The organism is Pseudobutyrivibrio sp. ACV-2 (assembly GCF_900107545.1).
In the GTDB taxonomy this organism is placed as follows: Bacteria; Bacillota; Clostridia; order Lachnospirales; family Lachnospiraceae; genus Pseudobutyrivibrio.
In genome coordinates this window covers 480,957-494,328 of sequence record NZ_FNQZ01000001.1, presented here as the reverse complement: position 1 = coordinate 494,328, position 13,372 = coordinate 480,957, and the positions used below count along the sequence as shown (strand labels likewise).

10 protein-coding genes and 2 tRNA genes are annotated in these 13,372 nt (G+C 40.4%); all 12 read left to right on the top strand.

Annotated features, from left to right (window positions below):
• The first annotated feature begins 10 nt into the window (after positions 1-10).
• The 12 genes from BLV53_RS02265 (at position 11) to speE (ending at position 13,363) form a co-directional block, all read left to right on the top strand.
• On the top strand, positions 11-1,420 hold the full coding sequence (locus tag BLV53_RS02265) for a class I adenylate-forming enzyme family protein (RefSeq protein WP_090296490.1): 1,410 nt from the start codon (positions 11-13) through the stop codon (positions 1,418-1,420).
• Positions 1,421-1,555: 135 nt separating this feature from the next.
• Complete coding sequence (gene nifS / locus BLV53_RS02260) at positions 1,556-2,764, top strand: cysteine desulfurase NifS (RefSeq protein WP_090296487.1); 1,209 nt, start codon at positions 1,556-1,558, stop codon at positions 2,762-2,764.
• Positions 2,765-2,802: 38 nt separating this feature from the next.
• The gene (gene nifU, locus BLV53_RS02255; RefSeq protein WP_090296485.1) at positions 2,803-3,234 is read left to right on the top strand and encodes a Fe-S cluster assembly scaffold protein NifU; all 432 of its coding nucleotides are present in this window, start codon (positions 2,803-2,805) and stop codon (positions 3,232-3,234) included.
• A 283-nt stretch (positions 3,235-3,517) separates the two neighbouring features.
• Entirely contained in the window at positions 3,518-4,855 is a 1,338-nt protein-coding gene (locus tag BLV53_RS02250; protein WP_090296482.1) for an O-acetylhomoserine aminocarboxypropyltransferase/cysteine synthase family protein, read from the top strand.
• 48 nt (positions 4,856-4,903) lie between these two features.
• The gene (gene cysK / locus BLV53_RS02245) at positions 4,904-5,836 is read left to right on the top strand and encodes a cysteine synthase A (RefSeq protein WP_090296479.1); all 933 of its coding nucleotides are present in this window, start codon (positions 4,904-4,906) and stop codon (positions 5,834-5,836) included.
• A 213-nt stretch (positions 5,837-6,049) separates the two neighbouring features.
• Complete coding sequence (locus tag BLV53_RS02240) at positions 6,050-6,952, top strand: LysR family transcriptional regulator (protein WP_170830727.1); 903 nt, start codon at positions 6,050-6,052, stop codon at positions 6,950-6,952.
• Between the two features lie 5 nt (positions 6,953-6,957).
• Positions 6,958-9,399, top strand: a complete 2,442-nt coding sequence (locus tag BLV53_RS02235) for a homocysteine S-methyltransferase family protein (RefSeq protein ID WP_090296473.1) — start codon at positions 6,958-6,960, stop codon at positions 9,397-9,399.
• 89 nt (positions 9,400-9,488) lie between these two features.
• The gene (rsmH, locus tag BLV53_RS02230; protein ID WP_090296745.1) at positions 9,489-10,523 is read left to right on the top strand and encodes a 16S rRNA (cytosine(1402)-N(4))-methyltransferase RsmH; all 1,035 of its coding nucleotides are present in this window, start codon (positions 9,489-9,491) and stop codon (positions 10,521-10,523) included.
• 171 nt (positions 10,524-10,694) lie between these two features.
• A tRNA-Val gene (locus BLV53_RS02225) sits at positions 10,695-10,767 on the top strand.
• 17 nt (positions 10,768-10,784) lie between these two features.
• Positions 10,785-10,858: transfer RNA gene (locus BLV53_RS02220), tRNA-Met, on the top strand.
• 171 nt (positions 10,859-11,029) lie between these two features.
• A complete protein-coding gene (locus BLV53_RS02215) occupies positions 11,030-12,478 on the top strand; it encodes an aminotransferase class I/II-fold pyridoxal phosphate-dependent enzyme (RefSeq protein ID WP_090296470.1) in 1,449 nt (482 codons plus the stop codon).
• A gap of 12 nt (positions 12,479-12,490) precedes the next feature.
• Positions 12,491-13,363 (top strand): polyamine aminopropyltransferase, encoded by an 873-nt coding sequence (gene speE / locus BLV53_RS02210; RefSeq protein WP_090296468.1) that lies wholly within the window; start codon positions 12,491-12,493, stop codon positions 13,361-13,363.
• Positions 13,364-13,372 lie beyond the last annotated feature (9 nt).

The following is a 13,372-nucleotide window of genomic DNA, read 5'->3' as shown; positions in this document are numbered from 1 at the left end:
GAAGGTTAAAATGTTAGATTTCATAAAGATTATAGAAGAATTCGGAAACATGACTGCCTTCAAAAGCTTGGCAGGTAAAGACAGCTTCGAGCTAAGTTACAATGAATACTTAAAAGAAGTATCTTTTTGTGCCTACAATCTTAATCGGACTTTTGGAGACTTAAGAGGTCGTCATATAGGTCTTCTGTGTGAAAGTAATATAGATTACACTATCATCATGCTGGCTTTGGTTTTTAGCAGAGCAGTAGTTATTCCGATTAATTCATATGAAAGCACAGACAATATTAGCCATATCATTAATGATTCAGAAACTGAAGCAATAATTATAGATAAGGAATATCAGGAGAAGATTTCAATAGATGTTCCCCAATATAATAAAGCGACACTGTTAGTTCATAGTAACTTGATGACACTGACAGATTTTTCTGAGGATGAGGCAGACAATCCTTTGTTCATTATATACACCTCAGGAACTACTAGTTTATCTAAGGGTGTAGTTCTTACTGTCGCTAACCAATTCGGGGTAAAAAAGCAAATAATCAATTCTGATTTTATGGGTGGGCCGGATGCTCTTCCTGGAATGAAGATTTACAACAATTTTCCGTTTTATCATGTGGCAGGTATTGTTGCGTTACTTGGAAGTTTGGAATGTGGTTGTACGTTGTATTTGAGTGCTAATCCTAAAAATATTTTATTTGATTTAGATGGAGAGAGCATTGACGTAGGTTTCGCCACCCCTGCTGTTTTAAAACTGTGGAAGAAGGCTATAAAAAGAGGCAATACCTCAAGGCTAGGCGGTTTAAATTTAGTTGCCACTGCCGGGGCTAAAATCGATAGAGAAACAGTTGATGCATTTTTAAATAATGGAATTCGCTTTTGTCAGTTCTATGGTATGACAGAGACTGGTGGAAATGTTACCTGTAATTTCGATATTGGAAATCACATAGAATCAGTAGGCTTACCTATCCCAGGAGTCAACCTCTTTATCCAGGATGAAGAGATTTGTATATCAGGCCAGCAGATAATGCAAGGTTACTATAATAACTATAAAGAGACCGATAAATGTCTGCGGGGTGGTGTCATTCATACAGGCGATTTAGGTTACATTGATCAGGATGGCTATGTTTATATTACCGGTCGAAAGAAAAATCTTATTATTCTTTCAAGTGGGGAAAATGTCAGCCCTGAAGAATTAGAGAAAATGCTTTATAAGTGTGATTCCATAGTGGAATGCAAAGTGTATGAGAGCATAGATAGAATTGTGGCAGGAGTATTTGCCCCAAAAGAATATCATGAAGATATACGTGAATACGTTTCAGACTTAAACAAAACGCTACCGTTATACAAGCGTATCCATAACATAGAATTTACTACTGAAGAATTCGAAAAGACTGCAAGTGGAAAGATAAAAAGACATTGATAAATGATTTTGATAAAATGTCGCAATAAGGATATTTTTGAGATTCACCTATTGACTGAATAGGTGAATTTTTTTATAGTATTCGCATACCTACGCAGTAGGTAAATATGTGAAAAATGTGAAAGGAAGATAAAAATGTTTGTTTACGCAGATAATGCAGCAACAACCGCTGTTAGTCCAAAGGTTGTAGAAGCAATGTTACCATATTTTACTGAGGTTTATGGAAATCCATCAAGCCTTTATACAGTTGGCCAGAAGGCGAAGGAGGTACTTGAGGAGTCAAGAGAGAGAATCGCAAAGATTCTTGGTGCAGCTCCTAGAGAAATATATTTTACATCAGGCGGAAGTGAGGCTGACAACCAGGCAATCATTTCGGCAGCACGTATTGGAGCAAAGAAGGGCAAGAAACATATCATTTCAACAAAGTTTGAGCACCATGCAGTACTTCACACATTAAATGTTCTTGAAAAGGAAGGCTTTGAAATCGAGCTTTTAGACGTACATTCAAATGGTGTTGTAACACCTGAGCAGGTAAGAGATGCTATACGTGAGGATACAGCTTTAGTTACAATCATGTACGCAAATAACGAAATTGGAACAATCCAGCCTATCGATGAAATCGGTGCAATCTGCAAGGAGAAGGGGGTTATTTTCCACACAGATGCTGTTCAGGCAGTAAGCCATGTCCACATCGATGTTAAGGACCAGAACATTGATATGCTTTCAATTTCAGCTCATAAGTTCCACGGACCAAAGGGTGTCGGTGTTCTTTATGCAAGAGGCGGTATCGTTCTTACAAATGTTATCAACGGTGGTGCCCAGGAACGTGGTAAGAGAGCAGGTACAGAAAACCTTGCTGGCATCGTTGGTATGACAGTTGCCCTTGAGGATGCAGTAGCAAATATCGATGCTAATAACGAAAAATTTGCTAAGCTTCAGGATAGACTTATTGAAGGATTATCTAATATTCCTTATTCAGAGCTTAATGGCGACAGAGTTCACAGAGTAAAGTCAAATGTAAACTTCTGCTTTGAAGGAATCGAAGGAGAATCATTACTTCTTCTTTTAGATGACAAGGGAATTTCTGTATCATCAGGTTCTGCTTGTACATCAGGCTCACTTGATCCAAGCCACGTTTTACTTGCAATTGGCCGTCCGCATGAGGTGGCTCATGGTTCACTTAGAATCTCTCTTGGTGAGGATGCTACAGAGGAGCAGGTAGACTACATTATTAAATCAGTTGCTGAGGTTATCGAATATCTCAGAAGCTTCTCACCTTTCTGGGGTGATTTAGTAAGTGGCAAGAGACCACACGTTTTTGCTGAGCACAAAGAGGCAGTTTAATTATTGATTAATAATATATAGAAAGAAGGAGACAAATAATGGCATTATATAGTGAAAAGGTAATGGATCATTTCAGAAATCCAAGAAATGTTGGAGTAATTGAAAACGCTGATGGAGTAGGCGAGGTAGGTAACCCAGTCTGCGGTGATATCATGAAAATATACTTAAAGATTAATGACGAAAAGGTTATTGAAGATGTAAAGTTTGAAACATTTGGTTGCGGTAGTGCTATCGCTTCAAGCTCAATGGCAACAGAGCTTATCATGGGCAAGCCACTTTCTGAGGCTCTCGCACTTACAAATCAGGCTGTTACAGAAGCATTAGATGGACTTCCAGCACACAAGCTTCATTGCTCAGTGCTTGCTGAGGAGGCAATCAAGTCTGCAGTAAGAGATTACTATGATAAGAATGGCATCGAGTATGATCCAAAGGATTTCCCAGATCCTGAAGTTGAAGCTTGTCACGTATAAGGAATGACTATATAGCTGGCTATCAACTGGTTTGATAACCAGCTATAATTTTTTCTAATTGTAAAACCTATTGACCTAGTAGGTAATAACGTTTATTATAATCTCATCAACAAACAAGAAAGGCAGGCAGTACAAATGAAGCAATTATTAATTGATTTTGTCAGACATAATTTTAGGATTGAACGAATGCAGTGTTGTTACTGCGAGCGATGTTGTTAGATTAAATTTTTAGAATAAAAAGAGAGATTATATAAATAATTCAATTAGAAAAGGAGAAAAGATTATGAGTAATTATAGATTTGAAACATTAGCACTTCACGTAGGACAGGAAAACCCAGACCCAGCATCAGATGCAAGAGCAGTACCTATTTACCAGACTACATCGTATGTATTTAGAGATTCACAGCATGCGGCTGACAGGTTTGGTCTTGCAGATGCAGGAAATATTTACGGTAGACTTACAAATTCTACACAGGGTGTTTTAGAACAAAGAGTAGCAGCACTTGAAGGTGGTTCAGCAGCCCTTGCAGTTGCATCTGGAGCAGCAGCTATCACATACACAATCGAAGCTTTAGCAGCTGGCGGCGGACACATTGTAGCTCAAAAGACAATCTACGGAGGTAGCTACAACTTACTTGCTCATACACTTCCACAGTACGGAGTGACAGCTACATTCGTAGATGCTCATAACTTAAAGGAAGTTGAGGATGCAATCAAAGAGGATACAAAGGCAATCTACATTGAGACACTTGGAAATCCAAACTCAGATATCCCTGATATCGATGCACTTGCAGAAATCGCTCATCGTCATGATTTACCACTTGTAGTTGACAACACATTTGGTGCTTCTTACTGGGTTCGCCCAATCGAGCACGGTGCAGACATCGTGGTTCATTCAGCTACAAAGTTCTTCGGTGGACACGGAACTACACTTGGTGGTGTAATCGTTGAGGCTGGTACTTATGATTGGAAGAAGAGCGGAAAGTTCCCTGCTATCGCAGAGCCAAACCCAAGCTACCATGGTATCTCATTTGCAGATGCAACTGCACCAGCAGCATTTGTTACATACATCAGAGCAATTCTTCTTCGTGATACAGGTGCTACAATTTCACCATTCAATGCATTCTTACTTCTTCAGGGTATCGAGACACTTCCACTTCGTCTTGATAGACATGCTGAAAATACTACGAAGGTTGTTGAGTTCCTTAAGAATCACCCAAAGGTTGCCAAGGTAAATCATCCATCACTTGAGGAACATCCAGATCACGAGCTTTACAAGAAATATTTCCCTAAGGATGGCGGTAGCATCTTTACATTTGAAATTAAAGGTGGCAAGGAAGAGGCATTTAAGTTTATTGACAATCTTCAGATTTTCTCAATCCTTGCAAATGTAGCAGATGTAAAGAGCCTTGTAATTCACCCAGCGACAACAACTCATTCACAGCTTACAGAGGAAGAACTTTTAGATCAGGGAATTACCCAGTCTACAATCAGACTTTCAATTGGTACAGAGCACATCGACGATATCATCGAAGATCTTGAGAGAGGCTTCGCAGCAATTGATGAAGAACATATTCAGGATGTTCAGAATACAGAAAAAGGCTTTGCAGCCAGTGTTTAATAGTTATATAGTAATAGATAGAATTTAATGGTTACGGAGGATAATGCAATGGCAAACATTTATAAGAGCGCATCAGAGCTTATTGGAAACACACCACTTGTTGAGGTAACAAATATTGAAAAGGAGCTTGGCCTTGAGGCTACGGTTCTTGTAAAGCTTGAGTACTTCAATCCAGCAGGATCAGTAAAGGATAGAGTAGCACTTGCTATGATTGAGGATGCTGAAGAGAAAGGTCTTTTAAAGGAAGGTTCAGTTATTATCGAGCCTACATCTGGAAATACTGGTATCGGTCTTGCTGCAATCGCTGCAGCAAAGGGATACAGAGCAATCCTTACAATGCCAGAGACAATGTCAGTAGAGCGTAGAAATATCCTTAAGGCATATGGCGCTGAAATCGTTCTTACAGAAGGCGCTAAGGGTATGAAGGGTGCTATTGCAAAGGCTGAGGAGCTTGCAGCTGAAATCGAGGGAAGCTTCATTCCAGGTCAGTTCGTAAACCCAGCAAACTCTGCTGCACATCGTTCAACAACAGGTCCTGAAATCTGGAAGGATACAGATGGAAAGGTAGATATTTTCATCGCTGGTGTAGGTACAGGCGGAACTGTTACAGGTGTTGGTGAGTACTTAAAGAGCCAGAATCCTGATGTAAAGGTTGTTGCTTTAGAGCCAAAGGATTCACCAGTACTTTCAGAAGGCCGTGCAGGTGCTCACAAGATTCAGGGTATTGGTGCTGGATTTGTACCAGATGTTCTTAACACAAAGATTTATGATGAAATCTTTACTGCTGAGTCAGCGGATGCATTTGAGGCTGCAAAGCTTCTTGCAAAGAAAGAGGGTATCTCAGTTGGTATTTCTTCAGGCGCGGCTCTTCATGGAGCTATTGAGCTTGCAAAGAAGCCAGAGAATAAGGGAAAGACTATCGTAGCACTTCTCCCAGATTCAGGTGACAGATATTATTCTACACCACTCTTTACAGAGTAATTATAGACAACTTCTTTTGACATTCGATTAATTAAAATACTCCTTTTACAGCCTCCAGGTATGCCAGTGCTTGGGGGCATTTGAATTATTTAGGACTTTTTGGCTATTGTTTTTTGTGATAGCCAGCGATAAGTAAAAATGAGAGCAGGGCTGTTTCGTAAGCTAATGGTTTATGATAAAATCTTTAGCATATTAAAGTGCGAGGGACTATTTATGGAGATAAAGCAGTTAAAATATTTTGTGGTATCTGCAGACGTAGGTTCATTTAGTGAGGCAGCAACCATTCTGTATACAACTCAATCAAGTGTCAGCAAGGTTATAGCATCATTGGAGCAGGAGTTGGACTATCCTCTTTTTAAAAGGGAGAACAAGGGCATTGCTTTGACCGATAAGGGTAGAGCCCTGTATCAGAAGGCTGGCGGTTTAGTTGCTGATTTTGACAGGCTTGAGAGGGATAAAGGAAATCTTCAAAGAAATGTAGTTAGAATCGGCTCTATCCATAGCTCTTGGATTGCAAACTGCTTTTCTGATTTTTACGAGCTGCATAAGGATGAAGATTGCTGTTTTTACATTCATGCAGATAGTCCACAGGCTCTAGTGGAGCGCCTAAAACTTTCTGAGGATGAGGTTGGCTTCATTTATATTTTCCCAAACACTAAAACCCAAATAGAATATCTGATAAAGAAGAATAACCTAAGATTTGTATCCTTAAAGAAAATGGATGGAATGGTTTATTTCGCTCCTGAGGATATCGCATATACGAATCAAAACGGAGAAAGATCCTACAGTAATCTTAAGTTTATTCAGTCTGAAAATGATGAATACGTGCGATTTGGAAAATGGAAGACTGAGGATGGAATAGAATTTAATGTCAACGAGAAAATAGCTGTTGTTACAAACAGTGATTATGTAATGCACAATATGCTCGAAAAAAATCATCTGGCAAATCTTGGCGCTCAGTCCTTCAACAATTATGAGAGGGGCTATGGCCCAGGAATAGAGCTTTTTAACGATGATGGGCAGATAGAATTTGGATATTTAATTAATAAAGATTACACACCGTCAGATTTGGCGGTGGAGTTTATAGATTACATCAGACACGCAATTGAGGAGTAGGCATAATGACCAGAGCAGAATTTAGAAAATTACTAGAGACAAGAACTGTATTTATAGATGGAGCCACAGGTACTGAGCTTCAAAAGCGAGGTATGAAGGCCGGAGTATGTCCTGAAAAATGGATTATTGATAATCCATGGGCCATTCAGGAGGTTCAAAAGGCATATTTTGAAGCTGGCTCCGATATTGTGCTAGCGCCTACTTTCACAGGTACAAGAATCAAGCTTGATGAATATGGTTTGGCGGATGATTTGGTGGAGATTAATCGCAAGCTGGTCAGACTTTCAAAAGAAATTGCACCTAAAGGAAAATTTGTGGCAGCTGATATTTCCATGACTGGAAAGCAGCTATATCCTCTGGGAGATTTGATGTTTGAGGATTTGGTGGATTGTTATAAGGAACAGGTGGCAGCTATTTTATCAGAAGGTGTGGAACTTTTTGTGGTTGAGACTATGATGAGTCTCCAGGAGTGCCGTGCCGCTGTACTTGCTATCAAGGAATCCTGCGATTTGCCTATCATTGTTTCTCTCACTTATAATCCAGACGGCAAGACCTTATATGGTACATCTCCAGAGACAGCTATAATTGTTCTTCAAGCCATGGGGGTGGACTGCGTAGGAATGAACTGTAGCACAGGACCGGATGCAATGCTTGAGCTTGTGGAGCAGATGGCAGCGGTTGCAAATGTTCCAATCATGGTCAAGCCTAACGCAGGTCTTCCTGAGCTTGAAGATGGAAAAACAGTCTATAAGATGACACCTGAAGAATTTTCCGATGCCAGCGAAAAACTATATCAGGCAGGGGCTACGCTTTTTGGTGGATGCTGTGGTTCTACACCAGAGCATATTCGTACACTTGTTAGTCGTCTAAAGGATAAACCAGCCCATGAAATAGCAGATAAACCTCTTAGAGTAGTTACATCTGAACGAAAAAATACATGGATTGATTTAGACGGACCTTTCATGGTTATCGGTGAGAGAATCAATCCTACAGGAAAGAAAAAGTTCCAGGAGACATTAAAGCAGGGGTCTCTTTCAATGGTAGTTGATTTTGCAAGAGAACAGGAAGAACGTAGGGCTAATATTCTTGATGTAAATATGGGAATGAATGGTATTGATGAAAAGCAGATGATGCTTGATAGTATCTACGAGGTTACATCGGCTGTGGATTTACCACTATGCCTTGATACCAGCCATGTGGATGTCATGGAGGCAGCACTTCGTATTTATCCAGGACGAGCTTTAATAAACTCCATTTCTGCCGAGGAAGAGAAAATGGAGCCAATGCTTAAGCTGGCGAAAAAATATGGAGCTATGTTTATTACACTTCCTCTTTCCGGGGCTGGTCTTCCAAAGGATATTAATGAGAAAAAGCAGCACATAAATACTGTTATAAATAAAGCAGTGGAGCTGGGACTTAAAAAAGAAGATGCAGTTGTGGATGTGCTGGTTCAGACTGTAGGTGCAGAAGGTACAGCGGGATTACAGTGCTTTGAAACTATTGAATACTGTAAAAATGAGCTGGGCCTTCCTACAGTATGTGGTCTTTCAAACATTTCCTTTGGTATGCCAAATCGTCAATTCGTAAATACGACTTATTTGACTATCGCAGTTAGCAAGGGACTTACTATGGCAATCGCTAATCCTAATCAGGAGATGCTTATGTACTGCGCAGCCGCAGCTGACACACTGATGAATAAACCAGGAGCACTTGAAAAGTATTCAGCACTTCCTGTGGTTGAGACAAAGGCTGCAGCTACTGGAAGCGGGGCAGCAACAGGATCTGGTGCTGCATCAGGAGGGCTTAGTGTATCCAATGCCTGTGATGGGGTTGGACCCATAGCAGAATGCGTCATAAAGGGAAAAAAGGAGCAGATTGTTCCTGAGATACAAAAAGCACTTGATTCCGGCATGGACCCTCAGGTTATAATAGAGGAACATCTTATAAAAGGAATTAACGTGGTGGGAGAGCTTTATGATAAAAAGAAATATTTCCTTCCACAGCTTATAGCAGGGGCAAATGCAATGGAACTTGGCATGAAGCATATAGAACCACTTCTTGCCAGTGCGGACGGTGAAGCAAAGGCTACAATAGTGATTGCCACTGTAGAAGGTGACATTCACGACATAGGAAAAAATCTGGTAGCCCTGATGCTAAAAAACTACGGCTTCAATGTAATAGATTTAGGTAAAGACGTACCAGCTGAGACAATCATTGATAAGGCTGTAGAAGTAAATGCAGATATCATTGGCTTGTCGGCTCTTATGACCACCACCATGATGCGCATGGATGATGTTGTAAAGCTAGCAAAAGAAAAGGGATGTAACGCTCAAATCATCATCGGCGGTGCCTGCATCAACGAATCCTTCAAGGATGAAATAAACGCCGATGGCTACTCCGCCGACGCAGCCGATGCAGTAAAACTAGTACAAAGGCTATTACGCTAGGATTCCCACTGGGGGGAAGCTGTCACCGCAGGTGACTGATGAGGGGTTCGCAGCCTAAAAGTATTATTAAAAACGAGGTTATTATAATAATGGAACACAAACGCCGAGTTCACTACTCAGGAAAATATCCAAAAAAATTCGAAGAAAAATACAAGGAGCACAATCCTGAAAAATATAAAGACACCATAGAGCATGTAATCAGCAAAGGCTCTACACCGGCTGGTATGCATATTTCCATCATGGTGCAGGAAATCTTGGACTTTCTCCAAATCAAACCAGGCCAGCAGGGGTTAGACTGTACACTAGGCTATGGTGGACACACCAGAAAAATGCTAGAACAGCTTCAGGGTAATGGCATAATCTATGGTCTTGATGTAGATCCAATAGAATCTGCAAAAACTGTCGAAAGACTTAGAGGCTTTGGATTTGGAGAGGATAACTTCCAGTTTAGACTTATTAATTTTGCAAATATAGATAAGGTGGCTGAGGAGGCAGGCAAATTTGATTTTGTTCTTGCAGATCTTGGCGTATCCTCTATGCAGATAGATAATCCTGAACGTGGTTTTTCTTATAAAATAGATGGGCCTCTTGATTTGCGCCTTGACCCAGAGCATGGCGAATCAGCAGCGGAGCGACTACATAATATCACTGAAGAAGAATTCATAGGGATGATGGTAGAAAACTCCGATGAACCATATGCCCAGGAGATTGCCCACAAGGTATTTACCCTCATGTCTAAAGGTAACCCTATGGACACAACAACAGCCCTTAGAGAGGCCATTGCAGAAGCTTTATGGAAGGTCCCAAAGGAAGAAAAAGATCAGGCCATCAAAAAAAGCTGTGCAAGAGTTTTCCAGGCACTTCGTATAGACGTTAATAGCGAATTTGAAGTGCTTTATTCCTTACTTGAAAAGCTACCAGGAATACTAAATCCTGGTGGACGTGTGGCAATACTTACTTTCCATTCAGGAGAGGATAGATTAGTGAAAAAATCCTTTAAGGAGCTTTTGAAGGCAGAAGTTTATTCAGAGGTATCAACGGATGTTATTCGTCCATCAGCAGAGGAATGCAGAATAAATCCACGTAGCAAATCTACAAAGATGAGATGGGCCGTGAAGGTCTGATTGTTTTGCTGAAATCTAGATGCTTAATTAGTTGTTTAGCATTAATAGATTTCAGCAAATTCCTCAAATATTAAAAAGTATTGCGAATATTAATTTATGTGTTGACAATGCTAGGTTTCAATGTTATATTTTAACAGTCGCTTGAAGCGGTAACAAAACGCTAAAAGCTCTGGGATCTTAGCTCAGCTGGGAGAGCATCTGCCTTACAAGCAGAGGGTCACAGGTTCGAGCCCTGTAGGTCCCATTTTCTTAATTAAATATGGCGAGATAGCTCAGTTGGCTAGAGCACGCGGTTCATACCCGCGGTGTCGAGGGTTCGAATCCCCCTCTCGCTACTAAAAAATAAGAGTTAGACTTTTGAGTCTAGCTCTTATTTTTTGTATAAATCAATAGTGGCGAAAACTGTCATACGCTGATATAATGTAAAAGCATTGGGCATCTGTTAATGGTATACAATCTAGTATATAAGGTGACCATGCACATTATAGAAGGTAAAAGGGTCAATAATGAGAAAATTTGAGCAGAAGGCGGCTCCAATATGTGAAGCGTTGGAGAGGTTTAGAAGAAGGCGCGTTGTTCCGTTTGACGTGCCAGGTCACAAGCGTGGAAGAGGTAATCCTGAGCTTGTGGAGTTGCTTGGAAAGCAGTGTGTTGGTTTGGATGTTAATTCCATGAAGCCACTTGATAATTTAGGTCATCCTATTTCTGTTATCAAGGAAGCGGAGGATTTGACCGCAGATGCTTTTGGGGCAGCGCATGCATTTCTTATGGTTAATGGAACTACTAGCTCTGTGCAGACTATGATTCTGTCTGTGTGCAAGGCTGGTGATAAGATTTTGATTCCACGAAATGTCCATAAGAGTGTTATCAATGCCATGGTTCTTTGTGGCGCAATCCCAGTTTATGTAGAAGTAAAGGTTAATCCTAAAATAGGCATTGCTTTAGGTGTTGAAGTAGATGAGGTTAGAAGGGTGATGGATTTAAATCCAGATGCCAAGGCTATTCTCATAAATAATCCAACCTACTATGGCATTTGCTCAAATCTTAAAGAAATAGTAAAAATTGCCCATGAGCATGGAATGAAGGTACTAGCCGACGAAGCTCATGGCACTCATTTATATTTTAACGATAATCTGCCAATTTCAGCCATGGCAGCAGGTGCAGATATGGCAGCTGTTTCCATGCACAAGTCCGGCGGTTCATTGACACAAAGCTCTATTCTTTTGTGCGGAGAAGCTATGGATGCAGAGTATGTCAGACAGATTATCAATCTGACTCAAACTACAAGTGCATCTTATCTGCTGTTATCAAGTCTTGATTTGTCTCGCAGGAATTTGGCACTTAGAGGTGAGGAATCCTTCAAGAAGGTTGCTCATATGGCAGAATATGCCAGAAATGAAATAAATGAAATCGGTGGCTACTACGCCTATGGAAAAGAGCTTATAGATGGTGACAGCGTATACGATTTTGACGTGACAAAGCTTTCCATCTATACACAGGGCATAGGTCTTACCGGTATTGAAGTATATGATTTACTCCGTGATGAATACGATATTCAGATAGAATTTGGTGATATTGGAAATATCCTGGCTTATATTTCCATCGGTGATAGAATCCAGGATATTGAGCGTCTGGTAGGGGCATTAGAGGATATTAAACGTCTTTATCAGAAGGACTCCAGTGATTTATATTGCGGAGAGTTTATCCAGCCTGAAAATGTTATGACACCACAACAGGCCTTTTATGCAGACAAGGTACAGCTTCCTTTATTTGAAACAGAAGGTAAAATCTGTGCTGAGCTTGTAATGTGTTACCCTCCTGGAATTCCAATTTTGACACCGGGAGAGCGTATCACTAAGGATATCATAGAATATATCGAGTTTGCCAAGGAAAAGGGCTGTAGCTTACAAGGTACAAAGGATCCTGATGTAAACTTGATTAGTGTTATAGAGTAATGGAGAAATGTAATGGATTTTTGGTTTTCACAGATGGAGACGGAGCATGTCAAAACAAGTATCCGTGTGAACAAGCAGCTACACAGCGCTCAAAGTGAGTATCAGCGCATAGATGTGTTCGATACTCAGGAGCTTGGAAAAATGATTGTACTTGATGGTGAAATCATTTTCTCTGAGGCAGATGAATTTATCTACAACGAAATGATTGTTCATGTGCCTATGGCTGTACATCCCAATGTAAAGCAGGTGTTGATTATCGGTGGAGGCGATGGTGGCGTTGCCAGAGTTCTCACAGAATATCCTGAAATCGAGCACATTGATGTGGTAGAGCAGGATGAGATGTTTCTGGAAATCAGTAAGAAATATTTTCCTGAAACAGCCAAAGGCTTTGATGATGAAAGAGTCACTGTGACCTACATGGATGGTCTCAGATTTTTGCGCCGTTGCAGGGATAAATATGATTTGATTATAAATGATACCACTGATCCCTTTGGATATGCTGAAGGTCTTTTTACAAAGGAATTTTATGGTAGCTGCTATAGAGCTTTAAAGGAAGATGGAATCATGGTATATCAGCATGGTAGTCCTTTTTATGATGAGGACGAGGAAGCCTTTAGAGCAATGCATGGTAAAGCTTATAAGAGTTTTCCAATTAACAGAGTTTATCAGGCAAACATTCCTACTTGCCCATCGGGATATTGGATGTTTGGATTTGCATCTAAAAAGTATCATCCGCTTAAAAATCTTGATGCGAGACGTTGGAAGGAACGAGGTATCAAGACCTGGTACTATACAACAAATCTACACAAGGGAGCCTTCATGCTTCCCAAATATGTGGAGGATTTGCTTGAGGAAGAAGAAAAGGCTGCAAAGAAAGAAATATAGATAGGAGAA